A 25,259-nucleotide genomic window follows, 5' to 3' on the forward strand; every position below is an offset into this window, starting at 1 on the left:
GAGAGACCGCCATGAGCGTGCGCAACCTGCATTTCCTGTTCGAACCGACGGCCATCGCCGTGGTGGGCGCGTCCGACACGCCGCGTTCGGTCGGCGCCGTGGTCATGCGCAACCTGCTCGATGGCGGCTTCGCCGGCCCGATCATGCCGGTCCATCCGAAATACCGCGCCGTCGCCGGCGTGCTGGCCTATCCGTCGGTGGACCTGCTGCCCATCGCGCCGGACCTGGCGATCTTGTGCACGCCGCCCGACACCCTGCCCCGCCTGATCGACCAGTTGGGCCGCAAGGGTTGCCGCATCGCCATCGTGGTGTCGGCCGACGCCGAATGGGCCGGCTGCCGCCAGGCGGCGCGGCGCCACAACATGCGCCTGCTGGGCGCCGGCTCGCTGGGGGTGCTGGTGCCCAAGTCGCGCCTGAACATCAGCTTCAGCCACATCCCGGCCGAGCCGGGCCGCATCGCCTTCGTGTCGCAATCGGGCGCGCTGTGCACCGCCGTCCTGGACTGGGCCAGGCCGCGCGGCATCGGCTTTTCCGCGTTCCTGTCCTTGGGCGACTGCATGGATGTCGATTTCGCCGACGCGCTGGACCATCTGGCCAATGACGAGGCGACCCGGGCGATCTTGCTGTATATCGAAGATATCCGCGAGCGCCGCGCCTTCATGCCGGCGTTGCGAGCCGCCGCCCGCAACAAGCCGGTGGTGCTGGTCAAGGCCGGCCGCGCCGCCGACGATCCGTCGCCGTCGCAGGCGGCCTTCCTGGCCGAAGCGCTGACCCGGCCGGACGAGGCGTTCGAGGCGGCGATCGGCCGGGCCGGCGCCCTGGGGGTGACCGACCTCGACGAATTGTTCGCCGCCGTCGAGACCCTGGCCCGCACTCGGCCGCCGCGCGGTGACCGCCTGGCCATCGTCTCGAATGGCGGCGGGACGGCGATGATGGCGGTCGATGAATTGCTGCGCGGCAACGGCACCCTGGCGCCCTTGTCCGAGGAATGCATCCGCAAGCTTCAGGTGTTGCTGCCGAAATCCGCCAAGGTCGGCAACCCGGTCGATCTGGCGGTGGATTCCGACGGCAAGCGCACCGCCGACGCCATCCGCGTCCTGATCGAGGACCCGGAAATCGACGCCGTGCTGGTGATCCACGCCCCCAACGCCATGACCGACGGCATCGAGGTGGCCAGGGCGGTCGTCGATACTCAAAAGCGCCATGGCGGCCATGTCCTGACCTGCTGGGTCGGCGAGGCGGCGGCGCGTCCGGCGCGGCGATTGTTCGCCGAGGCCGGCCTGCCGACCTACGACACCCCCGGCCAGGCGGTCAGGGGCTTTCGCCACCTGCTGGCCTTCCAAAGCCACCAGGAGATGCTGCTGCAAACGCCGCCGTCGCATCTTTTGGACTTCCAGCCCGATGCCGCCTCGGCGCGGGCCATCGTCGCTCGCTCGCTGGCGGCCGGCGGCGGCCTGCTGCTGGAATCCGAGGCCAAGACCATGCTGGCGGCCTATGGCATCGCCGCCCAGCCCAGCCACCACGTCGCCGATTCCGAAGCCGCCGCCCGCAAGGCCGTCGAGATCGGCCTGCCGGTGGCCCTGACCGTCGCCTCGCCCGACATCCCGCGCAAATGGGACGTCGGCGGCGTCGCCTTGAACCTGGAAACCCCCGACGCCGTGCGCGCCGCCTGCGCCGGCATCTTGCATCGCACCGCCACCAAGCGCCCCGACGCCCGCATCGAGGGGTTCACCATCCAGTCGATGGCGCTGCGGCCCCATGCCCGCCAATTGATGATCGGCATCGCCTGCGATCCGCTGTTCGGCCCGCTGATCGTCTTCGGCGAGGGCGGCCGCGCCGTCGAGATCGTCCGCGACCACACCCTGGCCCTGCCGCCGCTGAACCTGCCCTTGGCGCGCGCCATGATCGAACGCACCCGCATCGTCCGCCTGCTGGCCGCCCACGGGGCGCGCGCCGCCGCCGATATCGAGGCGCTGGCGGTGGCGCTGGTGCGGCTGTCGCAAATGCTGGTCGATAATCCCGAGATCGTCGCCTGCGACGTCAACCCGCTGTTCTGCGACGACCAGGGCGTGCTGGCGGTCGATGCCCGCATGCGCATCGAGCCGATCACCCCCGGCGACCGCCGCCATTTCGCCGTCCTGCCCTATCCCGGCCACCTGGAAGAGCCGACCGTGCTGCACGACGGCACCGAGGTCCTGATCCGGCCGATCCGGCCCGAGGACGAGCCGGCCCACGCCGACCTGATCGGCCACATGACGCCGCAGGATCTGCGCTACCGGTTCCACGGCCATATCCGCACCCTGGCCCACCACCAACTGGCGCGGCTGACCCAGATCGATTACGACCGCGAAATGGCCTTCATCGCCACCCATACGGGCAAGGACGGTCAGCCCGAGACATTGGGCGTGGTGCGGACCGTCACCGACCCCGACAACCACCGGGCCGAGCTGGCCATCCTGGTCCGCTCGAATCTGAAGGGAACCGGGCTGGGCCGCAAATTGCTGGAAACCATGGTGGCCTTCACCAGGAACCGCGGCACCCACGAGATGGTCATCCAGGTTCTGGCCGAGAACGCCGCGATGCTGAAGCTGGCGGCCAAGATGGGCTTCGCCCTGAAGCCGGCCGAGGAGGATCCCGACATCGTCGAAGGCATCTTGATCTGCGACTAGATTTTCCGCCACGCCCCGGCCCGCCTGGGTCATCGGCCCCATCGACAAAACGCCCGAACTGGTATCCAATCAACGACCAACCACGATGGCTGGGGACAGGATGGCGCCCGCGGCTCGCTTCGACGGCAACAACGACAACAGCCCCCGACCCGTCCGGATCGGATGGGCCAAGGAATGGCCGCAATCTTGGCGCCTGGTGGCCATCTGCTGCGCCACCGCGCTGCCCATCGCCGCATTCGCCCTGGTCCTGGGATATTTCTACGCCGACGACCGCCGCAAGCTGATCGAGTCGGAAATCGACGGCATCGTCACCGCGCTGTCCACCGCCATCGAGCGCGACATCGAGGCCCGCTTCCAGGTGCTGACGGTGATGGCGTCATCGACCGACATCGTCCGCAATGACATCGGCGCGTTCCACCGCGAACTGACCAACGTCGTCCGACGGCCCGAGCAGCATTGGTTCACCATGGCGTTGATCGACCCGGTCAACAAGACCATGGTGACCAACACCTTGCGCCCCTACGGCGCGCCCCTGCCCTATACCAGCGCGCCCGGCAACGTCGCCCGGATCGTCGAGACCAAGGCGCCCCAGATCTTCGGCGTGGTGCCCAGCGGCAGCATCCAGTCGAAGCCCCTGATCATCATGGGGGTGCCGGTGATGGAGGGCGCAGATATCCGCTATATCCTGAACGGCACCTTCTTCCCGGCAGCCTTGAGCGCGGTGCTGACACGACAGAACTTTCCCGCCACCCATGTCGTCGCGGTGATCGACGCCAATGGGCGCATCGCCGCCCGCTCGCGCGATCCCGACAGCTTCGTCGGCGCCCGCATCACCGACTCGGCCGGCTCGAAGCTTGCCGCGACCACCGCCCAGCGCGGCCGCTTCCTGGCCCTGACCCAGGAGGGCAGCGAGGTGGTCACCACCTTCCATCGCATTCCGGGGCTGGGATGGACCATCCTGTACGGCGTCCCCAAGGCGGTGATGCAGGCCCCATTCGAGGAAGCCGACCGCATCCTGATCCCGGCCGCCATCGTCGCGCTGCTGGCCAGCGCGCTGCTGGTCACCTTATTCATTCGCGCCGACCAGCGCCGCCGCGAATCCGAGGCGCGCGTCGCCGCCGCCGCGCAGGAAGCCGAGGAACAGGAATATCGCATGCTGCAACTGGCCAAGCAGCACGCCGAAGAGACCAGTCAAGCCAAGACCGACTTCCTGGCCAACATGAGCCATGAATTGCGCACGCCCCTGAACGCCATCCTGGGCTTCACCGAGGCGCTGCAGCTGGAAATCTTCGGCCCCTTGCAGACCGCGAAGCAGAAGGAAGCCCTGCGCAGCGTCCACCATGCCGGCATGCTGCTGAAGGGCAGCATCGACGACATGCTGGACATGGCCCAGATCGATACCGGCAAGGTCGCGCTGATCGATGACGAGATCGATATTTGCGAACTGATCAAAAGCTGCCTGGCCACCCTGATGCCGCTCGCCACCAGCCGGTCGCTGCGGCTGGATTTCGCCGGCACGGCCGACGCGCAGATCCCCAAGGTCAGGGTCGATTCGCTGCGTTTCAGCCAGATCCTGGTCAATCTGATCAACAACGCCATCAAATTCACGCCGGCCGGCGGCCTGGTCACGATCGACATCGATCCGACGCCCGACGGATGGGTGCGGATCATGATCCACGACACCGGCATCGGCATCGATTCGAAGGACATGGATTTGGTGTTGCAGCCCTTCGGCCGTGGCTCCAGCCCGCATGTCACCAAGCAGGAAGGCAACGGCCTGGGACTGCCGCTGGCGCGCCGCCTGGTGCTGCTGCATGACGGCACGTTCCATATTTCCAGCCGCCCGGGGGCCGGCACCACCGTATCGATCGGCATCCCGCCGGCCCGGGTGCTGCGTGACGGCTGAGCCTTAGCGTGTTCACGCCAAGGGTGAACACGCGGGCCAGCCCGAGCGGCGCCTGAGCGGCCCGGCACGGGCCAAGCATTTGACTCCAGAGCGGCGCCTGAGCGGCCCGGCACGGGCCAAACATATGACTCTAGGCCGGTTTCCGCTCGGGCGGAAAACGGTCTAGCCTCGCCGCAGGCTTTCCTCGATGGCGATCGCCTCGGCTGGATTGTTGACGATACGGCTTGCCGGGAAACAGGCGGTGGCGGTGGTGCCCTTGTCGGGTTCGGACAAGATGACCAAGGTGCCGCCATGGGCCATGGTCAGGGCGCGGGTCAAGGGCAATCCCAGGCCGGTACCTTCGTACTTGCGCGACAATCTTGTGTCGGCCTGGACGAAGGGCTCCATCACGCGCTCCAGATCCTCGGGGCTCATGCCGATGCCGGTATCGGCAACCCGGATGCAATAGCCCTGTTCGTCGGCCACCGCCGACAGGGTGACCGAGCCCCCTTCCTCGGTGAACTTGACGGCGTTGGACAGCAAGTTGAGGACGATCTGGCGCACCCGGCGCTCGTCGCCGCGCAGGAAGGGCAGATCGGCCGGGTAATCCTCGATCAGATCGACGCCGTTGGCCTGGGCGCGCCTCGCCATCATCCGGATCGAGCTGCGCATCACCGAGGTCACGTCAACCAGGCTATCGACCAGATCGGTCATTCCGGCCTCGGCCTTGGACATGTCCAAGATGTCGTTGATCAACTCCAGCAGGTGCATGCCGCTTTCGTGAATGTCATCGACATAGGTGCGATAGGACACCGGCTCGAGCGGCCCGAAAATCTCGTGCTTCATCAATTCCGAGAAACCGATGATGGCGTTCAGCGGCGTGCGCAATTCGTGGCTGATGTTGGCCAGGAAGGTGGCCTTGGCCCGATTGCCGCGCTCGGCGGCGTTCTTGGCCTCGCGCAGGGTGTCTTCGACCTTCTTGCGGTCGGTGATGTCGGTGAAGGTCAAGATCAGGCCGCCGCCCGGCATGCCCGAAGCGCGCACCTCGATCACCGCACCCATGGGCCTGGCATGCTCGAACACCAGGTTGGGCTGCTCGCGCAAGCGGGCCAGCCGGTTGCCAGCCTTGCGCATGGCGTTGCCGCGGCCGAACTCGCCCTGGACCGCCAGATGCAGCAGCATGCCTTCCAGGTTCGACTGGCCGGGATCGACGTCGCCCTCGGCCAGGTCCAGCATCAGGCGGGCGTGCTTGTTGAGCGCCACCAACCGTTCCGTCCCGTCGAACACCGCGACGCCCTGGGCCATGTTGTCGATGATCGCCTGGCGCAGGCTGGATTGCGCCGCCAGTTCCTGTTCGTGACGCTTCAAGGGCGTGACGTCGCTGGCGGTGCCGCGATAGCCGGCGAAGGAATTGTCGGCGTCGAACACCGGCCGGCCGGCCATTTCCACGAACTTGATGGCGCCCGACGGCATGCGGTTCAGGAAGACGAAGCCGCGGAACGGCCGCCGGGCCTGGATCAGCCCGAGTTGCGCATGCCAATCCACCGGATTTTCGGCGGCGTCGCCCAGTTCCAGGAACGACCGCCCGATGAAATGGGCCGGCCCGACACCCAGGACCTGACGCACCCGGCCCGAGACGAACGAGAAGGTCAGCTGACCATCCAGTTCCCAGAACCAGTCCGACGCCGATTCGGCCAGGTCGCGGAAACGCTGTTCGCTTTGCACCAGCGCGTTTTCGACCTGCTTACGGTCGGTGATGTCGCGCACCAGGCCGATGAAGGTGACCAGCTCGCCCTGGCGCATCTCGGTCACCGACAGCTCCAGCGGGAAGCTGCTGCCGTCCTTGCGCTGACCGTGCACCTCGCGGCCGATGCCGATCACCCTGGCCTCGCCGGTGCGGCGATAGCGGGCCATATAGCCGTCATGCTCGGCGCGGTAGGGTTCGGGCATCAGCATGCTGACGTTGCGGCCGACCACCTCGTCGGGATTGTAGCCGAAGATGCGCGCCGCCGCCTGGTTGTAGGACAGCACCGTGGCGGTGTCGTCGATGGTGATGATGCCATCGACCACGGTGTCCATGATGCCGCGCAGCCAGTTCACGCTTTCCTGTAACGCCAGATCGGTCTGCTTCCGGGCGGTGACGTCGCGCAGAATGCGCAGCTGGCCGCCATCGGCGGTGCCATAGACGTTCGCCGCGACCCAGCGTCCATCCCACAATTGGACTTCGCGGCCGTCCTCGATCCCGACGGAATCGGACACCAGGCAGAACTCGGCCTCGGCCTTCAAGATGTCGTGGATGTTCTGGCCCTGGCGGATGGCGTTGGCGGCCGGGGCCAGGAACTCGCGGTAAAGGTCGTTCGAGGTGACCAACGTCCCCGAGGAGTCGAACAGCGCGATGCCGTCCTGGACGCCATCCAGGGCGTCGAGCAGGCGGCTTTGCAGCAGGCTGGCCCGTTGGCCCTCGCTTTCGGCCCTGGCCTGCTGGCTGCGCAGCACCACCAGCAGCAGCGCCACCGCCATCACCATCGACAGGAATTGCGACACCACGAAGGACAGCGTCGCCGAGGTCGGATGGGCATGCAGCAACGGCGCCGACAATTGATGGATGCCGCTGGCGGCGAACGATATCGACGCCAACAGGTTGGGCTGGCGGCGATCGACCGGCTGGCCGCGATCAAGGAAAGCCCAGGCGCCGACCAGCATGGGCAGGCCGCCGACCCCGAACAACGGCAGGCCCGACAGCCCGGCCGCCTCGCGGAAAGCATGGACCACCACCGCCCAGCCGCCGGCCAACAACAGCCCGACCCCCAGGATCGTCGGCGTGATCGGGCGGCCCATGAACGAAAGCGCGCCGCACAGCGACAACCCGGTCGCCATGCCGTGGAAGAAATCCGACGCCTCGATCATGAAGGAATCGCCGCCGCCCAGCAGCACCGCCTTGCTGGCGGCTTCCAGGATGAACGCGCCGGCCCACCACCCGAAGGCCTTGGGCGCACCGGGCAGCGTCCAGCCATAGATGGTGGACACGGCGAGAACCGCCGAGCCCATCACCGCGCCCAAGAGAGCGGCCTGTAACGCGAAATCCATCCCTGTGCGGCCCTTCTCGGTCTTCAGGCCCTATGATTCAGTCGTCGTACGACACCAGCGCGGTGAACGGAACGTCCATCTCGGCCAGACGCTTGCGGCCGGGCAGGAAGGTCAGCTCGATGATCGCCGCGGCGCCGACCACGTTGGCGCCGACCTTGCGCAACAGGTCCACGCCGGCCGTCATGGTGCCGCCGGTGGCCAGCAGATCGTCGATGACCACCACGCGCTGGCCGGGTTGAACGGCGTCTTCCTGGATCTCGATGGTGTCGGTGCCGTATTCCAGGCTGTATTCGTGCTTGATGGTCTTGCCGGGCAGCTTGCCCTTCTTGCGCAGCATGACGAGAAGCCGCAGCCCAGCTTCAGCGCCAGCGGCGCCGCTGCCAGAAAGCCGCGCGATTCGACGCCGGCCAGCAGATCGGGCTGGAACTTGCGGACCTCACGCGACATGCGCCCCATCGCCACCTGCCAGGCATCGGGATGGGCCAACAGGGTCGAGATGTCATAGAACAGGATGCCCGGCTTGGGAAAATCGGGAATGCCCCTGATGTGGTCCTTGATATCCATGCTGCTGCGGTCTCCATCCCGTGGTCGAATAAGGTCGGCGCCGATGGTACCCTTGGCCTCACGCGCGGTCAAAGCAAACACTTGTCGAGCGCGGCCAGGACGGCGGTCTCGGGGATGGCGTCCATCTTGTCGCTTCCCCAGTCGGCGGCCCGTAAAACCGTCAGCGTCCGAGCTGCCGGGGCGAATTTGTCGGCCGGCGTCGGACCAAACAACGACACCAGCGGAATGTCGGCCAGGGCCAGCATGTGGCCGGTGCCCGAATCGTTGGCGATGGCCGCCCCCATCCTGCGCCCCAGGGCGATGGTCAGCATCGGCGTGACCGCCGCCGCCTGCTGCAACGGGAAGCGGGCATTGGGCACCTGCTCGCGGATCGCGCCGGCCCAGTCGGCCTCGGCCGGACCCAGCAGGAACACCGGCACCCGCCCAAGCTCGGCTTGCCTGCGCGCGACGGCGATGAAGCGGTCCAGCGGCCAGCATTTGATCCGCCCGCCCGCCCCCGGGGCCAGCCCGACATAAGAAGCCCCGTCGGGCAGCAGAGCGACCGCGGTCGCCGCGATCGCCGCGTCGTTGGGCAAAGGCGCGCAGGCATCGGCCGGCTGTCCGCTGGCCAGTTCGACCAGATCCATCACTTGCGCCACCATCGAGGCCGGCCGGCGATAGCCGGCGGGCGGGCGGGCGTCGGACAAAAGAAACCCGGCGGCGGCGGAAATGAACCGTTCATGGCCGATCCGCCGCAGGATCAGGCTGGTCAGCAGACGGCGCTGGGTATCGATGATCAGGTCGAATGTCCGCCCGGCCAACGGACGACGGCCAAACAATTCGCCGACGCGCGATCCGATCCCCGCCTGGTCCAGCACCTCGGACACCAGGCCTTCGACCAGGGGCGCCAGGATACCGGCATAGACACTGTGGCCCTTGCCGGCCATCCAGGTGATGCGCGCCTGGGGGAAGGCGGCCTTCAGCGCCCGCAGGAACGGCAGCTTCATCAGCCCGTCGCCGACGGCGTCCAGCCCGACATAGACCAGGATGGTGGCGGGACCGGCGCTCATCCCTCGCCGCGCAGATTGTTGACGAAGGCGGCCATGCCGACCTGGCGGTCGCGCTTCAGACGCTCGGAATCCAAGATGGCCTGGACGCGGGCGATCGAGCGATCGACCTCGGTATTGAGCAGGATGTAATCGTACTCGAACCAGTGGCTCATCTCGTCGCCGGCCTTGGCCATGCGCTTCCTGACCACCTCTTCGGTATCCTGGGCCCGGCCGCGCAGGCGGCGCTCGAGTTCCTCGACCGAGGGCGGCAGGATGAACACGGTGACCAGATCCGAGCGGGCGTTCTGCCCCAATTGCTGGGTGCCCTGCCAGTCGATGTCGAACAGCACGTCGCGGCCCGAGGCCAGGGCGTCCTCGACCGGCTGGCGCGGCGTGCCGTAATAATTGTCGAACACCTTGGCGTGTTCCAGGAACTGGCCGGCGGCGACCATCTGCTGGAATGTCTCGACGGTGACGAAATGATAGTCCTTGCCGTCGACCTCGCCCGGGCGCGGCGCCCGGGTGGTGCACGAAACCGACATGGCGATGTCGGCATCGCGATCCAGCAGGGCGCGGGCGATGGTGCTCTTGCCGGCGCCCGACGGCGACGACAGCACCAGCATCAGGCCGCGACGGGCGACGGTCGGAAGGTTGGCGGGCGGCGTGGCGGTCATGATCTTCCCCTATTCGATGTTCTGAACCTGCTCGCGGAACTGGTCGATCACCGCCTTCAGATCCAGGCCGATGCGGGTCAGTTCGACGTCTTGCGCCTTCGAGCACAAGGTGTTGGCTTCGCGGTTGAATTCCTGCGACAGGAAATCGAGCTTGCGGCCGACCGCGCCACCGGCGGCCAACAGCTCGCGGGCGGCGCCGACATGGGCACGCAGACGGTCGAGTTCCTCGCGGATGTCGGCCTTGACCGCCAGCAACGCCACTTCCTGGGCGATCCGCTCGTCGATCAGGGACGGCTGGGCCTCGACGATCGCCGCCAATTGGACCCGCAATCGTTCCTTGACCGCCTCGGGCCGCAGCGCGGCGGTGCCGCCGGCCCGCTCGGACAGGGTGGAAATCTCGGCCAGTTGGTCCAGCAGCACCGCCTTGATGCGCTGGCCCTCGGACAGCCGCATCAAGGCCAGTTGATCCAGTACCTGGATCAGGCTGTCCTTGATCGCCGCCTCGCGCGCCTGGCGCTTGTCCGGGCTGTCCTCGTCCTCGGCGCCGACCGGCTCCAGCACGCCCTTGACCGCCAGCAACCCGTCCCAGCTGGCCGGCTGCACATGGGGATAAAGCGGCGCCAGTTCGGCGGCCAGACCGGCCAGTTGCCGCACCAAGGCGGCGTTGATCCGCACCATGGGGGCCTCGCTGGCCGCCGTCAGGTTCAAGGACAGTTGGATGTTGCCGCGCTTGAGCACACGCGCCGCCGCCTCGCGGGCGATGGGGTCCAACGCGTCCAAGCCCGGCGGCAGGCGCAGCCGCAATTCAAGCCCGCGCCCGTTGACGCTTTTGGCTTCCCACACCCACGAACCTTGGGCATCGCGCCCTTCGGCGCGGGCATAGCCGGTCATGCTGGCGACGGTCACGGGCGATCTCCTGGCAGGGTTTCGGCTTGGTTATAGCGGCGGCGCGGCCCGGCAACAACCCGGCGCGCACAGCTGATCGCCGCATAAATAAAACAATTGTTTCAGCAGAAGTCCTAAATTTCTTGTAAATTGCGCAACAAAATTGATAGTTTTTATGGGGACATAGCCATTGTAAATAGCATTTAAACAGGCAGTGAATGGCCAGCACATCACCAGCAATATCTCGGGCTCCCAGCAGGAATGCGGCAATCAACGGCGCAGGTTCACTGGCGAAAGTCCGTGCTCTCGTGTGCGAGCCCAATAGCATGATTAAACAAGGCATCAGAATTGGCCTGAATAATCTTGGTATTCGCGACATTGCCGAGGCCAACACCTTCGTCAACGCCCACAATGCGTTCGCCACCGAGCGTTTCGATATGGTGGTGATGAACTCCGAGATCGACGGCACCGACACCACCTATCTGCTGCGCGAGACCCGGCTGGGCCGCCTGGGCACCGACCCCTTCATCGTCGGCGCCATGTTGCTGGCCACCACCGACGAATCGCGCGTCCATAATTGCGTCAATTCCGGCGCCGACGATTTGCTGCTGATTCCGTTCTCGCCCGACCAGATCGCCACCCGGCTGGGTGCCTTCGCCAACCGGCGCAAGCCGTTCGTGGTGACCCATGATTACATCGGGCCGGACCGGCGCAAGCAGGCGCGGCCGGGGGCGACCTCGGCGGCGGCGTTCACCGTGCCCAATCCGGTGCAGGCCCGTGCCGCCGGCGCGGCGCCCGAACGGTATGATTCCCAGAAGTCTCAGATTTTCGGGACGCTGTCGCTGGAACGGATCAAGCGACTGGCCGCCGGCTGCGAATGGGAATGCAAGACCTTGCTGGACAAGGCCCGCGAAGGGACTCATACCCCCGAGATGGTCCTGCGCGGCGCCTTCAACCTGGAAAACCTGATCAGCGAGTTGATGGAGCGGGTCGCCCGCGACCTGCGCCACGGCACCGAGAACCTGGAAGCCCTGCTGGCCAAGAGCGCCGAAATCAAGAACCGCCCCAGCGCCGCCACCATCGGCGAGTTCGACTCGTTGCACGCCGCCGCCCGGCGCATCGCCACGACCTATACCGGCGGCTGATTTCGCTTTATCATCGGGGCATGAGCGAACGCCGCCGCCCCGCCAGGGGCCGTCCCAACGTCGTCGAGGTCATGGTCCGCGTCCCGGCCGACAAGGTCGAGGCGGTCAAGGCCTATGCCACCCGCATCGGCCGCCAACGCCCGCCCATCACCCGCGACGAAGTGATCGAGACCTTGCGGGTCCACGCCGACCTGTTCGAACGGTTCGGCGTCAAGTCGGTTTCCCTGTTCGGATCAGTGGTCAGGGACGAGGCCAGGCCGATGTCCGACGTCGATCTGATGGTCGAATTCCTCCCCGGCCAGCCGGGCGGGCTGTTTCGCTATGTCGAATTGAAACATGCCCTGGAAGGGGTGCTGGGTCGCCCCGTCGATCTGATCACCAAGGGCAACATCAAACCCCGGCTGCAGGCGCATATCCTGGCGGAATGCGTGCCGGTGCTGGGCGAGGAGGCCTGTGAACTGTGAGCCACAAGGATTGGCGGGTCCGCATCGAGGACATGCTGGAAGCCATCGAACGGATCACCCGCTATGTCGATGGCATGAACACCGCCGCTTTCGTCGCCGACCCGCGCACCCAGGATGCGGTGTTGCGCAACCTTGAAGTTCTGGGCGAGGCGGCCAAGCGCATCCCGTCGCCGATCCAGCACCGCCATCCCGACGTGCCGTGGTCGCGGATCACCGACATGCGCAACATCCTGGTCCACGAATACCATTCGGTCGATCCCGCCATCATCCTTGACGCCGCGCGAGGCGACCTCCCGCCGCTGGTCGGCGCCTTGAAGGCCATCTTGACGGAGCACGACTAGGTGTCCCCCACGTCGATCCTGATCACCGGCGCGTCGTCGGGCATCGGGGAAGCCATGGCGCTTTCCTATGCCAAGCCCGGCATCGCCCTGTTCCTGTCCGGCCGCGACCGCGAACGCCTGTCCGACGTCACCAATCGCTGCCGGGCCTTGGGCGCCGAGGCCCATTCGCGCCGTCTCGACGTGACCGACCGGGCGATGATGGATGCGTGGGTCGGCGCCTGCAACGGCAGCCGGCCGCTGGATCTGGTGGTGGCCAATGCCGGCATCTCGGCCGGTACCGGCGGCAACGGCGAGACCGCCGAGCAGGCCCGCGCCATCTTCGCCACCAATGTCGGCGGGGTCATGAACACCGTCCTGCCGGCCATCGAGGTGATGCGACCGAGAAAATCGGGGCAGATCGCCATCGTGTCGTCGCTGGCGGGTTATCGCGGCCTGGGCGGCGCGCCGGCCTATTGCGCCTCGAAGGCGGCGGTCAAGGCCTGGGGCGAAGGCCTGCGTGACTGGCTGGCCGACGACGGAATCAGGGTGTCGGTGATCTGTCCGGGCTTCGTCACCACCCGCCTGACCGCGACCAATCGCTTCAAGATGCCGTTTCTAATGGATTCCGACCGCGCGGCGCGTATCATCATTTCGGGGCTTGCGGCCAATCGCGGCCGGATCGCCTTTCCCTGGCCGATGGCCATGGCGGCATGGCTGGCCGGCGCCTTGCCGAACCGCCTGATGGAAGCCGTCAGCCACCGGCTGCCCAGGAAATAGCCCGCCCTAGTGTCCTGCCCCAGAAATTCGCAAGTGAATTTCTGGGATGAGCAGGCCACTAATCTGTTGAGTTGTGTGGTGATTCCGATGTCCGCATTTTGATGCGAACTTCGGAATCACCACACTAGGAGAAGCTTGACGATGCTGCGCGTCCTCGCCACCGCCTTCGCCCTGTCGTGGCTGGCCGCCGCCCCGGCGCTCGCCGCCGAGCTGGAATATGTCTATCCCGACCAGTCGGTGTGGACCACCCGCGTCGATGCGAAGGGCGAGCCCGACAATCCGCTGCTGCGTCTGGCCAACGTGATGTTCACCCAGGCCGGCATCAAGTGGACGGCGCGGGGCTATCCCGCCAGCCGCATGTTCGAGGTGTTGAAATCGGGGACCGCCCAATTCTCGATGCTGGTCCGCGCGCCGGCCCTGGCGGAATGCTGCCTTTACGGCAAGAACCCGGTCGCCTCGACCGAGCTTCGGGCCTATCGCCAGGCCGACAGTCCGGCGCTGGTCGGAAAGGAAGGCCTGGCCGGCAAGCGGGTGGCGCTGATCCGGGGATATTCCTATGCCGGCCTCAAGGATTTCATCGCCGATCCGGCCAACGCGGTACGGACGGAAGAAGTGACCAGCCACGATTCCGCCTTCGCCCTGTTGGCGCGGGACCGCGTCGATTACGTCCTGGATTATGCCGGCCCGGCCGGCGAGGTGCTGGCAGAACACCCGATCAGCCGGGTGCAGTCCGATCTGGTGTCGCGCCTGGACGTCTATCTGGTGCTGTCCAAAACCTATCCCGACGCCGATGCGGTGATCGCGCGGCTGCAGGCCATCGCCGACCGGCTGGACAAGGAACGTATCCTGGCCGGAACGGTCAGGTAGGCGGAACCGGCTTGCGGCGGGTGAAACGCTGATCCAGGCGGATCGCCGCCACCGAGCAGGCGAACAAGGCCAGCCACACCAGACGATTCTGATAGCGGTCATGCGGGTTGGACAAGGCCCCGCACACCACGGCGTTGCCGATGATCGCCAGGATGACGGTCACCAGAAGCCCGGCCGAGATGCGGTCGCGCCGCCGCCAGGCCACCACCAGCAGACCGAACAGGGCCACCTGCGCCGCCTGGGCCACCGGCACCTGGATCTGGTTGATCAGGGTGAAGTCGATCCCTTCGGCGCGCTGCTGCATGGCGAAGCGGAACGAGCGGAAATCGCGCGGATAGCGCTTCAACACGGTCTTCACGAAGTGCCACGACATCGGCACCAGATCCTCGCCCGAGCCGATCAGGTCGATCTGGGTGATGGTATTGCGGGCCATGGCGCGGGCGACGTCGGCCGGGAAGGTCTTGATCGCCCCCGAGACGATGGCGCCGGCCTCGTCGTGCATGGCCTTCCAGCCGCCCAGATCGTCGAAGGCGCTGTCGCCCCACAGGAACTCGTCGGCGGTGTAGGGCAGACCTTCCTTGTGGGCGCACATCTTGAAGGTGGCGCCATTGGGACAGACCTCGTCCAGATACTTCTTGGCCAGTCCGTCCTGGACGAACAGGGCCAATTGCAGCACCTGCCCCGACTGGGTGAAGAAGGCCTGGCCGGTCACCGCCCAATGCAGTCCGGGCACGGCGGCCGTGCCCAAGGCCACCGCCAGCACCGGAAACAGCAGGCGCGGACGCGGCAGCCTGAGCGACAGGCGCGAGAACAGGTGCAGGCCGGTCATCGCGATGATCAGCCCGGCCGCCACCGCCACATGGGACATATGCAGGCAAATGCCCAGCGCCACCAACGGCACCAGGGCCAATCGGCGGGGCCGCGACAGATTGTCGCCAAAGGCCAGCACCGCCAGCCCCAGCACGGCGAAGCCGGCGAACATGTCGGCCAGGATCTGGCTGACCACCCACGGCAGGCCGGTGAACAGCGCGACGATCACCCCCATCAGCACATAGACCTGCGGCCGATAGCGCGCCACCCAGGCCCACACCGCCTCGTGCATGATCCAGGCGCCGATCAGTGCCTGCGTCCACGCCACCGCCCACAAGGTGCCGAAGGGATGGCCGATCCAGGTGAAGGCGCCATAGGTCATGATGCGCCAGATGATCGGCTGCCAGGTGAACGACATCTCGACATAATCTTCGGTGTCGTAATAGATCAGCGGATAGCCGTTCCACAGGGCCGGGGCCAGGAACAGGGCCGCCACCACAAGGATCGACAGCACGCGCCAGCCCCGCCAGTGGAACAGGTCCGGCCCCGCGCTCAGATGCATCGGATCACACCCGTTTCCAGCTGGTGCCGGCGGGACCGTCCTCAAGGACCACGCCCTGCTCGGCCAGATCCTTGCGGATGCGATCGGCCTCGGCCCAGTTCTTGGTCTTGCGGGCGTCCAGACGGGCGGCGATGGCCGCCTCGATATCGGCTTCCGACAGGCCGTTGCCGCCGCTGTCCGGCTGCCAGCGGAACCACGCTTCCGGGTCCTGCTTCAGCACGCCCAGAAGGTCGGCCGCCGCCAGCAGCAGCCCCTTGGCCTGGGCCTTGGCCTCCGTGTCGGCCGCCTTGTTGAGGTTGCCGGCCAGTTCATGCAGATGGCTGATGGCCAGCGGGGTGTTCAGATCGTCTTCCAGCGCCGCCATCACCTCGATGGGGGCCGCGACCTCGGCGGCCACGATGTCGGCTGCGCCGCGCAACGCGGTGTAAAGCCGGTCCAGGGTGGCGCGGGCCTGCTTCAAGCCGTCGGCGGTCCAGTCGAACGGCTGGTGATAATGGGTCGACAGCATGGCCAGGCGGATCGCCTCGCCCGGGGCGATTTCCAGCAATTCGCGCACGGTGAAGAAGTTGCCCAGGCTTTTGGACATCTTCTCGCCCTCGACCATCAGATAGCCGTTATGCAGCCAATAACGGGCGAAGGGCGCGCCGTTGGCGCACACACTTTGGGCGATCTCGTTCTCGTGGTGGGGGAACACCAGATCCTGGCCGCCGCCATGGATGTCGAAGGTGACGCCCAGATACTGGCCGCTCATGGCGCTGCATTCGATGTGCCAGCCCGGACGGCCGCGGCCCCACGGGCTGTCCCAGCCCGGCAGATCGGGGGTGGACGGCTTCCACAGCACGAAATCGGCGGGATTGCGCTTGTAGGGCGCGACCTCGACACGGGCGCCGGCCATCATTTCGTCCATCGACCGGCGCGACAGGGCGCCGTAATCCTTCATGCTGGGCACCGAGAACAGCACATGGCCCTCGGCCTCGTAAGCGAAGCCCTTGGCGATCAGCCCCTCGATCATGGTCAGCATCTGGTTGATATGATCGGTGGCGCGCGGCTCGATGGTGGGCGGAGCCGCGTTCAATTCCGCGATGTCGTCATGGAACATCTTGGTGGTGCGTTCGGTGATCGCCGAGATCGGTTCGCCGGAATCCTTGGCGCGCTGATTGATCTTGTCATCGACGTCGGTGATGTTGCGGACATAGGTCACCGCCGGATACAGCCGGGTCAGCAGCCGGTACAGCACGTCGAACACGATCACCGGCCGGGCATTGCCGATATGAGCGCGATCATAGACGGTCGGGCCGCACACATACATGCCGACGCGATCGGGGTTCAGCGGCTCGAACACGTCCTTCTTGCGGGTCAGCGTGTTGTACAGGACCAGGGGCATGCGGGGACTCCTAGGCGGCCTTGCCGGCCAACCGTTCCAGGGCTTTTTCGCGGCCGATCAGAGGTAGCAGGTTCTTCAGTTCCGGTCCATTCTCGGCGGCCGTCAAGGCTAGGCGCAGCGGGTGAAACAGGGCGCGGCCCTTGGCCCCGGTGGCGGCCTTGATGGCATTGGTCCAGGCACTCCAGGTCGATGCATCCCACGGCTCGGGCGGCAACAGACCGGCCGCCGCGTCCAGGAAGGCCTGATCCTCGACCACCGGCACGATCGGGCCAGCCACCACCGGCCACCATTGGCGGGCGTCGGCCATCTTGGCCAGGTTGCCCTTGACCGCCTCCCAGAAGCTTTGGTCGGCCTGATCCAGCCCCAGGGCGGCCAAGGCCGGTTGGGCCTCGGCGAAGCTCATGGCGTGCAGCAGCCGGGTGTTGAGATGGGCCAGTTCGACCGGGTCGAACTTGGCGGTCGAGCGGCTGAAATGGGTGATCGAGAATTCCTCGATCAGGCTGTCCAGACTGTTGCGTTCCTCGATGGCGTCCGAGGTGCCCAGCTTGGCCAACAGGGAATTGACCGCCATCGGCAGCACACCGTCTTCGCGCATTTCGGACAGCGACAGCGAGCCCAGCCGCTTGGACAGGCCCGCCCCGGAAATGTCGGTCATCAGCGGCAGGTGGGCGAATTGCGGCGGTGTGGCGCCGATGGCGCGGAACAGCTGCAATTGCGGCGCCGAATTGGTGACGTGGTCCTCGCCGCGGATGATGTGGCTGATGGCGTAATCGGCGTCATCGACCACGCTGGGCAGGGTGTAAAGGAAGGTGCCGTCGGCGCGGATCAGCACCGGGTCGGACAGCGAGGCGCAATCCACATGCATCGCTCCCTTGACCAGATCCTCCCACTGCTCGACGCGGTGATCCAGCTTGAAGCGCCAGTGGGGCGTGCGGCCCTCGGCGATCAGACGCTCGAGCTCGACCTTGGGCAGGTGCAGGTGGGCGCGGTCATAGACCGGCGGCTGGCCGCGCGCCAGCTGGCGCTTGCGCTTGTATTCCAGCTCTTCCGGCGTCTCGTAGCAGGGATAAAGCCGGCCCTGGGCCTTCAGCGCCTCGGCCACCTCGCGATAGCGGTCCAGCCGGGCCGATTGGTGGAAATGGCGATCCCATTCCAGCCCCAGCCAGTCAAGGTCGGCAGCGATGGCCGCGACATATTCGGGCTTCGAGCGCTCGGCATCGGTGTCGTCGTAGCGCAGCACGAAATAGCCGCCATGCGCCTTGGCGAACAGCCAGTTGATCAGGGCGACGCGAGCATTGCCCACATGCAGCAGCCCGGTGGGGCTGGGGGCGAAACGGACGGTGACCGACACGATTCAGATGGTCCTGGTGAAGCCGTTGGTGATGGGATAGCGCCGATCGCGACCGAACGAGCGGCCGGTGATCTTGACGCCGGGCGGGGCTTGGCGGCGCTTGTATTCGGCGCGGTCGAGCATGCGCCAGACCCGGCGCACCACATCTTCGGGGTAGCCCTGGGCGACCGTCTCGGTGACGCCCATCTCGCCCTCGATCAGGCAGGACAGGATGCCGTCCAACTGGTCGTAGGGCGGCAAGGTGTCCTGGTCCTTCTGGTCGGGCTTCAACTCGGCCGAGGGCGGCTTGGTGATGACCCGCTCGGGCATCACCGGGCCACTGGGCCCCAAGGCGCCGTCGGGACGGCAGAGGTTGCGCCACCGGCACACCGCGAACACCGCGGTCTTGTAGACGTCCTTCAACACGGCATAGCCGCCGCACATGTCGCCGTAAAGGGTGGCGTAACCGGTGCTCATCTCGCTCTTGTTGCCGGTGGACAGGACCATCGGGCCGAACTTGTTGGACAGCGCCATCAAGGTCAGCCCGCGCGATCGCGATTGCAGATTCTCCTCGGTGATGTCGGCCTTGTGGCCGGCAAAGGACGGCGCCAGCATCACCCCGAAGGCGGCCATCGCCGGCTCGATGGATACCGTATCCAGCCGGCACCCCAGCAAGCGGGCGACGCCTTCGGCGTCCTCGAGGCTTTCATGACTGGTATAAGGCGACGGCATCATCACGCACCACACCTTGTCCGCCCCCAGGGCGTCGACGGCCACCGCCGCCGCCAGGGCCGAATCGATGCCGCCCGACAGGCCCAGCACCACGCCGGGAAAGCCGTTCTTGGTGACATAGTCGCGCAGGCCCAGCACCATCGCCTGATAAAGGCTTTCATCGGCGCAGGGTTCGGGGGCCAGCGCGCCGTCGGCCTGCCAGCCGGCACCGTTCCGAGTGAAGGTCAGGGTCGTCACCTCTTCGCGCCAGGCCGGCAGGCGGGCGACCATCTGGCCCTTGCCCGCCAGTACGAACGAGGCGCCGTCGAACACCAGTTCGTCCTGACCGCCGATCTGGTTGACATAAACCAGCGGCAGGCCGGTGGCGGCGACCCGCTCGGCGGCACGCTCCAGCCGCACCCCGGCCTTGGCCAGCTCGAACGGCGAACCGTTGGGCACCAGCAGAATTTCGGCCCCCAGCGCCGCCAGCCCGTCGGCGACGTCGGCGTACCACATGTCCTCGCAGATCATCACGCCCAGCTGGATGCCGCGAAACAGGATCGGCGCCGGCAGCGGCCCGGCGGTGAACACCCGGGCTTCGTCGAACACGCCGTAATTGGGCAGATGCGCCTTCAGCCGGGTGGCGGCGATGGCGCCCTTGTCCAGCAGCAGGACGGCGTTGTAGGTGTGGTCCTCGACCCGCCAGGGCGCGCCGATCAGCACCGCCGGCCCGCCATCGTCGGTATCGGCGGCCAGATCGTCGACCGCACCTTCGACCGCATCCAGGAACGCGGCCTTCAGCACCAGATCCTCGGGCGGATAGCCCGAGATGGTCAATTCGGGGAACACCACCAGATCGGCGCCGTCGCGGGCGGCGCGGAGGCGGGCCTCGCGGATGCGGGCGACGTTTCCGGTGACGTCACCGACCACCGGATTGATCTGGGCGAGAGCGATGGTTATTGCCTGGGACATGGCCCCAAAGCCTAGGGACCGGGACGCTGGCTGTCAATGTGCAGAGCCGGCAATTCCTGCTATCCTGGCCCAGTCAGGGGAGTTTCGCGAGCATGACCACCTTCGATCCGCCGTCCGGACCAAGCGGCCCCAAGGCCTGCGAGGCCATCGCCAACACCATGATCGGCCATTTCACCACCCGGCTGGAGGTGGAAGCGGCCCGTCGGGGTGGCGCGCTTTCCGCCGCCGCCATCCGCGAACTGGCCGAATCCTTCCTGGCCGAGGAAGCCAAGCGCTTCCAGTCGGTGTTTCGCCGCTCGTACGATGCCTGCTCGGTAACGCGCGAGGCCAAGCAGTGGGAAAGCGCCAGGCGCAAGCCGTTCGACCGCATCCTGATGAAGGCCTTCGCCCCCCTGTTCCCGCCCCGCCAGGGCGACGATGGCGGCAAGGGCGTGCTTTCGCGCCGGGTGATCCCCGGCTTCAACCTGGCCATCGACAAGATGATCGGCCCGATGCTGTACGAGCAATGCCAAAGGAAAAGCCAGGCCATCTTGGACCGCCACCGCGCCAGCAGCGGCGGCTATGATTGGGAACGCATCCATGCCGACCCAGAAACCCACGCCTTGACCACCGATGTCCTGGTGGTGGTGGCCCATTATTTCAGCGCCTTCGAGCATCGCCGCGACTGGTTCCTGTCATTGGTCAACTCGCATCTGGCCCCGGCTCAGCCCGGCTCGCCCGATTCCACCTGGCAGCTGACCGAGACCAGTTTCGCCGAGATGATGCGGGCCCTGTTTGCCGACGTCCGCGCCCAGGTGGTGGCGCGGCCGGCCGAGCTGAGAAGGCGCTATGGCGAGCACACCGTCGATACCGTCGCCGCCTTCTTTCGCCGGCTCGACCAATTGTGACCATTGTGTTCGAGACTTGGCTGGCCGAGCGCTTCCCGGCGACGGCGCAGCCCGCCGGCAAGGCAAGAATCGAGGAATGGCGCAAGGCCGGTGCGCCGCCGCCGCTGGCCTGGCGCTCGCTGGCCCATCTGGCCCGGTCCGGCGGCTTGCTGGACCTCGCCATCGAGACCTTGGAATGCGGCCTGGCCGAGGCGCCAGGCGATGACGGCCTGCTGGCCGACCGTGCCTGCCTGGCCACCCAGGTCGGCGACGATGACACCGCCCGCGACCTCACCGCCCGCATCATTCCGGGCAGCCCCTTCAGAATCTTGCCGCTTCTGACCGCCTTCGAGGCGGGCACCCATGACGACATCACCGAACTGGTCGCGGCCCTGGGCGGCCTTGGCCAGTGGGACGACGGCCACGACCGGCTGGTCAAGGCCTGCCGCCAGGCCGGGCGCGCGGGCGAGGGAGCGGGCTTCGTCGCCCAATGGATGGGCCGCCACGGGATCGCGCCGATGGCGCTGGTCCGGGCCGGCGAGGCCTTGCTGGAAGCCGGCCAGCCCGAGGCATCGCTCCGGATGCTGCAGCCGATCTGGCAGGCCAACGAAGATAGCTTGGCGGCGATGATCGGACCCTGCCGCCCCCCCACCACCTTGCCCGACGCCATCGAGGCCAAGATCGAGCACGGCCTGGCCGCGCCCCCCAACCCGCCTTTCGCCCTGCCCGGGGCCGAGCTTTCCCCCGACGGCGCCCGCGTCTTGTTCGTCGGCGCCGCCACCAATGGCGGCCGCGAGGTCTTCCCCAACGATCTGGCCGCCCATTTGGCCGCCACCGCCGATGTGGCCGGGGGCCAGCTGGATCTGTGGCTGGACGATTCCACCGGCAAGCCCTTGGAAGTGCGCGCCCCCGACAGCGCCATCGCCCAGCGGCTGGCGGCCCTGGCCCAGCATATCGAGCGCACCCGCCCCGACATCGTGCTGCTGGATTGCAGTTGGTCGCCGACCGGGCGCGGGCTTTCCCGCGACATGGTGGCCGGGTGGAAGGCCCGGTTCGGCTTCCGGCTGGTCTGCATGTTCCGCGACGCCCTGAAGGCGGCCCAGTCGCTGATGGAATATTGGGCGGAAATTTCCGAGGGCGTTCTGGTGTTCGATCCCCACTCGCCGGCCCTGCCGGCCATGGGCGGCAAGGGCGTGGCCATTCCGGTGCCGGCCTTGCACCCGCCCTTCGCGCCGGGGACCAACGACAAAGGCTTGCTGTTCGTGGGCGGGCTGGCCCAGCCCCACCGGGTGATGCTGCTAGCCGCCCTGGCCAACCGGCCGCTGGGCCTGACCCTGTTGATCGGCGCCGAACGAAAGCAGCGTACCGCCAACTCGGCCGATTATGCCGCGCACCTGGCCCGGGCCGGCATGGTCTTGAACCTTGCCGCCCACGACCAGGCCGAACGCCTGGTCACCGGCCGGGTATGGGAATCCATCGCCTGCGGCGCCTTATTGCTTGAACAGGACGGCAGCGGCACCGAAGCCTTCTTCACCCCCTGGCACCATTACCTGCCCTGGTCCCATGCCGGCGACATCGAGGGCATCTGCCGGGTGCTGGAACGCCGCCCCGACCTGCGCGACGCCATCGCCAGCCGGGCCCTGGCCTTTGCCCGCGACCATTACGGCCCCGACAAGGTGTGGCGCGCAGTGCTGGCGGCGGGACGGGAAAAGCCCCCGTCCCACCAAAATCAATCTTGACGGATTTTTCCCGGCAGACATAAATATTAATGGTTGTTTTGCGTCGGGAGGGCTGGTCATGAGGGGAACGGAAAAGCTTCATCCAGAGGTTCGCCGCCGCGCTGAAAAGCTGGTCCAGTTGGCGATGGAGCGCTTCAAGCTGGAAGTGCAGATCACCGAGACCTTGCGCACCGCCGAGGAACAGGCCGCCTTGTTCGCCCAAAGCAGGAAACCCCTGGACGAGGTCAACGCCCTGCGCAAGCAGGCCGGCATGGCGCCCATCGACGAGGCGCGCAATCGCCATGCGGTCACCTGGGCGCCGACGGCCAGCGACAGTTTCCACGGCTATGGCCTGGCCTTCGACATCGTGGTCAAAAGTGGCCGCCAGGTCGATTGGAGCAATGGGTGCGACTGGAACCAGGACGGCGTCAGCGACTGGGCTCAGGTGGGCGGCCTGGCCGCCGAATGCGGCCTTGAATGGGGCGGGAACTGGACCAGCAAGCCCGACCTGCCCCATTACCAGGCGCCGCAGGGCTGGACCATCGCCTCTCTGAAGGCCCGCGGCATGGTGGCCGGGCGGACGGTGACCGAGGTGCTGACCGCCTGATCCTGACCCTACCCCACCAGATGCCGATAGATGCGCGGCAATGCCGCCGTCAGCTGGGCCAGATGGTGGACGATGGCATAGCCGCCGCGGCCAAACAGGTGCGGGAAATAGGTCTGCGCCTTCTTGTCGATGGTGACCCCGAACACCGCCATGCCCTTGGCGCGGGCCTCGGCCACCGCCTTCCTTGTATCCTCGATGCCGTAGCGGCCTTCGTAATGGTCGATGTCGTTGGGCTTGCCGTCGGTGATCACCAGCAGCAGACGGTGACGGTTGGGCCGTTCCTCCAACTGCTTGGTGACGTGGCGGATGGCGGTGCCGATGCGGGTGAAATAGCCGGGCTTGACCGCGCCGATGCGGCGCATCACCGCCGGGCTTAAGGTTTCGTCGAAATCCTTGACGGTATCGACCTTGACCCAGGCCCGCTTGCGCGAGGTGAAGGTGTAGATGGCGAAGGGGTCGTCGCAGGCGGCCAGTCCGTGGGAAAATACCGCCAACGCTTCCTTGGCCACATCCAACACCCGGCGGTTTTCCACCCAGGAATCGGTCGAGAGCGAGGCATCCAGAAGCACAGCCACCGCCAGGTCGCGCTCCATCGGCCGGCGCTGCATGTAGACCCGGTCGGAACATTGGCCCGAGGCGGCCAGGTCGGACCTGGCCCGCACCACCGCCTCGGTGTCCAATTCCGAACCATCGACCTGGGCACGCAGAAGCTGGGCCTTGGTGCGCAGCGCCTCGAACTGGCGCTTGACCTGGCGGATACGCCGACGGGCCTGCTCGTCCGGGACCCAATTCTCGCCTTCCTCGGGGGCCACCGCCACATGGACCACGCAATGGTCCTTGTGATAGCAGGCGGCGCGATGATCCCATTCGGGATACAGATGGGTGCCGGACAGCTTGGTGGTGTCGGTCGCCTCGGGCGGCAGGTCCAGGTCGAACTTCAGCTTGGTCGCCGCCTTCTTGCCATGTTGCGAGATGGTGATCTTGTCCATCTCCTCGGCGGCCTTCTTGGCTTCCTCCTCGTCGGGATCGTCTGCGCCGCGATTGACGTTGACCATGTCGGCGAAGGACAGGATCTTCTCGAAGCGGTTCAGGATCAGCGGGTCCTTGCGGTCGGCATTGTCCTGCTTCTTGCGCTCGGCGTGGCGGCGCTTGTTGTCCGCACCTTCCTCTTCCTTCTTCGAATCCGGCGTCGAGATTTCGTCCTCGTCCAGCCGCGGTTCGGGCTCGCGGTGCAGCGCCTCGCCCCACAGCGGACAGGGCAGGAACGGCTTGTAGGTGGCGGGCGCCGACAATTGGTCGGGAATGATGCCCGACAGGACCGGACGCAACGGGTTGGCGGGGTCGGCCGGCCCGCCCAGCAATTCCGTCACCAATGCCTCGACCTGGGCCTCGATGCCGGCGACCGGGCGTTTGGGGCGCAGGGCACGCAGCACCGCCGACAGCACGCCATACCGCTTGGCCAGGCCGGGAAACTGGGCGGTGACCGCCCGCGTCGCCAGCGAGGCCCGGGCCAGGAAGGCCAGGTCGGTCCGCAAGGGGTCGGATTCCTGCGGGCCGGCCGGCGGCAGCATCGCGAAGAAGGCGGCCAGCCAGAAATAGAGATCGCGATTGTGACCGGCCTCGGGGAAATGGTCCAGGACGTCGGGCAAGGACAGCGACACCTCGTCGCGGGCGGCGACCACCATGCGTTCGTCGTCCATGCCGATCCGCTGGCGCCAGGTCAGCCGGTGTTCCGACGTGCGCAGCGAGGCCGAGGCGATGGCGACGCCCGAATCGCCGCCAAGGCCGCGAAAGAACACCGCCAGCTGGGCGCGGACCTCGTCCAGCGCGACGGCGGCGTCGGGGTGGCGCGGCCAGGAATGCTTCTCGCCGACCAAACGGTGCCAGAAGCGGCCGACGGTTTCTTCCAGTTCCAGCTTCTCGAGCCAGCTCAT

Annotated in this window: 19 protein-coding genes and 1 pseudogene; 10 read left to right on the forward strand and 10 right to left on the reverse strand. The window is 66.8% G+C overall.

Translation table 11 applies throughout. The features are described from left to right. Window positions 1-11 precede the first annotated feature (11 nt). Both MTBLM5_RS12225 and MTBLM5_RS12230 read left to right on the forward strand, forming a co-directional pair. Complete coding sequence (locus MTBLM5_RS12225) at window positions 12-2,669, forward strand: bifunctional acetate--CoA ligase family protein/GNAT family N-acetyltransferase (protein WP_173976379.1); 2,658 nt, start codon at window positions 12-14, stop codon at window positions 2,667-2,669. A 100-nt stretch (window positions 2,670-2,769) separates the two neighbouring features. Next, a complete protein-coding gene (locus MTBLM5_RS12230) occupies window positions 2,770-4,575 on the forward strand; it encodes a sensor histidine kinase (protein ID WP_173976380.1) in 1,806 nt (601 codons plus the stop codon). A gap of 162 nt (window positions 4,576-4,737) precedes the next feature. On the opposite strand, the gene MTBLM5_RS12235 is transcribed toward MTBLM5_RS12230, so the two are convergent. From MTBLM5_RS12235 to MTBLM5_RS12255, 5 genes and pseudogenes are all read right to left on the reverse strand, one after another. Beyond that, entirely contained in the window at window positions 4,738-7,641 is a 2,904-nt protein-coding gene (locus tag MTBLM5_RS12235) for a PAS domain S-box protein (protein WP_254431026.1), read from the reverse strand. Between the two features lie 37 nt (window positions 7,642-7,678). Further along, window positions 7,679-8,205 (reverse strand): annotated as a pseudogene (locus tag MTBLM5_RS12240) (adenine phosphoribosyltransferase). 68 nt (window positions 8,206-8,273) lie between these two features. Continuing rightward, on the reverse strand, window positions 8,274-9,254 hold the full coding sequence (locus tag MTBLM5_RS12245) for a glycosyltransferase family 9 protein (protein ID WP_173976381.1): 981 nt from the start codon (window positions 9,252-9,254) through the stop codon (window positions 8,274-8,276). Continuing rightward, window positions 9,251-9,907, reverse strand: coding sequence for a guanylate kinase (gene gmk / locus MTBLM5_RS12250; protein WP_173976382.1), 657 nt, complete (start codon window positions 9,905-9,907; stop codon window positions 9,251-9,253). The genes MTBLM5_RS12245 and gmk overlap by 4 nt, the downstream gene beginning before the upstream one ends. A gap of 9 nt (window positions 9,908-9,916) precedes the next feature. Beyond that, window positions 9,917-10,813, reverse strand: a complete 897-nt coding sequence (locus tag MTBLM5_RS12255; RefSeq protein ID WP_173976383.1) for a YicC/YloC family endoribonuclease — start codon at window positions 10,811-10,813, stop codon at window positions 9,917-9,919. Window positions 10,814-11,118: 305 nt separating this feature from the next. On the opposite strand from MTBLM5_RS12255, the gene MTBLM5_RS12260 reads away from it, so the two are divergent. From MTBLM5_RS12260 to MTBLM5_RS12280, 5 genes are all read left to right on the forward strand, one after another. Continuing rightward, window positions 11,119-11,937 (forward strand): response regulator, encoded by an 819-nt coding sequence (locus MTBLM5_RS12260; protein WP_173976384.1) that lies wholly within the window; start codon window positions 11,119-11,121, stop codon window positions 11,935-11,937. 20 nt (window positions 11,938-11,957) lie between these two features. Then, window positions 11,958-12,401 (forward strand): nucleotidyltransferase family protein, encoded by a 444-nt coding sequence (locus tag MTBLM5_RS12265; RefSeq protein WP_173976385.1) that lies wholly within the window; start codon window positions 11,958-11,960, stop codon window positions 12,399-12,401. Next, window positions 12,398-12,742: a DUF86 domain-containing protein gene (locus MTBLM5_RS12270; protein WP_068500944.1), complete on the forward strand. Its 345-nt coding sequence runs from the start codon at window positions 12,398-12,400 to the stop codon at window positions 12,740-12,742. The genes MTBLM5_RS12265 and MTBLM5_RS12270 overlap by 4 nt, the downstream gene beginning before the upstream one ends. After that, a complete protein-coding gene (locus MTBLM5_RS12275) occupies window positions 12,743-13,498 on the forward strand; it encodes an SDR family oxidoreductase (RefSeq protein WP_256367178.1) in 756 nt (251 codons plus the stop codon). A gap of 141 nt (window positions 13,499-13,639) precedes the next feature. Further along, window positions 13,640-14,365 carry an ABC transporter substrate-binding protein gene (locus tag MTBLM5_RS12280; protein ID WP_173976386.1) on the forward strand — a complete coding sequence of 242 codons (726 nt, stop codon included), beginning with the start codon at window positions 13,640-13,642 and terminating at the stop codon, window positions 14,363-14,365. Here the strand turns inward: MTBLM5_RS12280 and MTBLM5_RS12285 are convergent. From MTBLM5_RS12285 to MTBLM5_RS12300, 4 genes are read right to left on the reverse strand one after another with little or no spacing between them, the layout of a single operon-like run. Beyond that, complete coding sequence (locus MTBLM5_RS12285) at window positions 14,358-15,737, reverse strand: hypothetical protein (RefSeq protein ID WP_173976387.1); 1,380 nt, start codon at window positions 15,735-15,737, stop codon at window positions 14,358-14,360. The genes MTBLM5_RS12280 and MTBLM5_RS12285 overlap by 8 nt on opposite strands. A 4-nt stretch (window positions 15,738-15,741) precedes the next feature. Then, window positions 15,742-17,121: a cysteine--tRNA ligase gene (gene cysS, locus MTBLM5_RS12290; protein ID WP_173976388.1), complete on the reverse strand. Its 1,380-nt coding sequence runs from the start codon at window positions 17,119-17,121 to the stop codon at window positions 15,742-15,744. Window positions 17,122-17,131: 10 nt separating this feature from the next. Then, the gene (gltX, locus tag MTBLM5_RS12295) at window positions 17,132-18,475 is read right to left on the reverse strand and encodes a glutamate--tRNA ligase (RefSeq protein WP_217425025.1); all 1,344 of its coding nucleotides are present in this window, start codon (window positions 18,473-18,475) and stop codon (window positions 17,132-17,134) included. After that, window positions 18,476-20,134 (reverse strand): NAD+ synthase, encoded by a 1,659-nt coding sequence (locus MTBLM5_RS12300; RefSeq protein WP_173976390.1) that lies wholly within the window; start codon window positions 20,132-20,134, stop codon window positions 18,476-18,478. A 92-nt stretch (window positions 20,135-20,226) separates the two neighbouring features. Between MTBLM5_RS12300 and MTBLM5_RS12305 the strand changes: the two genes are divergently transcribed. Genes MTBLM5_RS12305 through MTBLM5_RS12315 form a run of 3 tightly spaced genes read left to right on the forward strand, consistent with a single transcriptional unit; the run spans window position 20,227 to window position 23,325 of the window. Further along, entirely contained in the window at window positions 20,227-21,021 is a 795-nt protein-coding gene (locus tag MTBLM5_RS12305; RefSeq protein WP_173976391.1) for a hypothetical protein, read from the forward strand. Between the two features lie 5 nt (window positions 21,022-21,026). After that, window positions 21,027-22,739 (forward strand): glycosyltransferase, encoded by a 1,713-nt coding sequence (locus tag MTBLM5_RS12310; RefSeq protein WP_217425022.1) that lies wholly within the window; start codon window positions 21,027-21,029, stop codon window positions 22,737-22,739. 58 nt (window positions 22,740-22,797) lie between these two features. After that, window positions 22,798-23,325 (forward strand): M15 family metallopeptidase, encoded by a 528-nt coding sequence (locus MTBLM5_RS12315; RefSeq protein ID WP_173976393.1) that lies wholly within the window; start codon window positions 22,798-22,800, stop codon window positions 23,323-23,325. Between the two features lie 8 nt (window positions 23,326-23,333). On the opposite strand, the gene MTBLM5_RS12320 is transcribed toward MTBLM5_RS12315, so the two are convergent. After that, on the reverse strand, window positions 23,334-25,259 hold the full coding sequence (locus MTBLM5_RS12320; RefSeq protein ID WP_173976394.1) for a nitric oxide reductase activation protein NorD: 1,926 nt from the start codon (window positions 25,257-25,259) through the stop codon (window positions 23,334-23,336).

Origin of the sequence: Magnetospirillum sp. LM-5 (assembly GCF_902729445.1) — a bacterium.
GTDB lineage: Bacteria > Pseudomonadota > Alphaproteobacteria > Rhodospirillales > Magnetospirillaceae > Magnetospirillum.

What these genes read in the sequence shown, in the direction of transcription:
- MTBLM5_RS12230 (WP_173976380.1), top strand. Translation starts at nt 2,770, where the DNA reads ATGGCGCCCGCGGCTCGCTTCGACGGCAACAACGACAACAGCCCCCGA.
- MTBLM5_RS12305 (WP_173976391.1), top strand. Translation starts at nt 20,227, where the DNA reads ATGACCACCTTCGATCCGCCGTCCGGACCAAGCGGCCCCAAGGCCTGC.
- MTBLM5_RS12300 (WP_173976390.1), bottom strand. Translation starts at nt 20,134, where the DNA reads ATGTCCCAGGCAATAACCATCGCTCTCGCCCAGATCAATCCGGTGGTC.
- MTBLM5_RS12265 (WP_173976385.1), top strand. Translation starts at nt 11,958, where the DNA reads ATGAGCGAACGCCGCCGCCCCGCCAGGGGCCGTCCCAACGTCGTCGAG.
- MTBLM5_RS12320 (WP_173976394.1), bottom strand. Translation starts at nt 25,259, where the DNA reads ATGAGCTGGCTCGAGAAGCTGGAACTGGAAGAAACCGTCGGCCGCTTC.
- MTBLM5_RS12280 (WP_173976386.1), top strand. Translation starts at nt 13,640, where the DNA reads ATGCTGCGCGTCCTCGCCACCGCCTTCGCCCTGTCGTGGCTGGCCGCC.
- MTBLM5_RS12245 (WP_173976381.1), bottom strand. Translation starts at nt 9,254, where the DNA reads ATGAGCGCCGGTCCCGCCACCATCCTGGTCTATGTCGGGCTGGACGCC.
- gmk (WP_173976382.1), bottom strand. Translation starts at nt 9,907, where the DNA reads ATGACCGCCACGCCGCCCGCCAACCTTCCGACCGTCGCCCGTCGCGGC.
- MTBLM5_RS12315 (WP_173976393.1), top strand. Translation starts at nt 22,798, where the DNA reads ATGAGGGGAACGGAAAAGCTTCATCCAGAGGTTCGCCGCCGCGCTGAA.
- MTBLM5_RS12235 (WP_254431026.1), bottom strand. Translation starts at nt 7,641, where the DNA reads ATGGATTTCGCGTTACAGGCCGCTCTCTTGGGCGCGGTGATGGGCTCG.
- MTBLM5_RS12285 (WP_173976387.1), bottom strand. Translation starts at nt 15,737, where the DNA reads ATGCATCTGAGCGCGGGGCCGGACCTGTTCCACTGGCGGGGCTGGCGC.
- MTBLM5_RS12260 (WP_173976384.1), top strand. Translation starts at nt 11,119, where the DNA reads ATGATTAAACAAGGCATCAGAATTGGCCTGAATAATCTTGGTATTCGC.
- cysS (WP_173976388.1), bottom strand. Translation starts at nt 17,121, where the DNA reads ATGCCCCTGGTCCTGTACAACACGCTGACCCGCAAGAAGGACGTGTTC.
- MTBLM5_RS12225 (WP_173976379.1), top strand. Translation starts at nt 12, where the DNA reads ATGAGCGTGCGCAACCTGCATTTCCTGTTCGAACCGACGGCCATCGCC.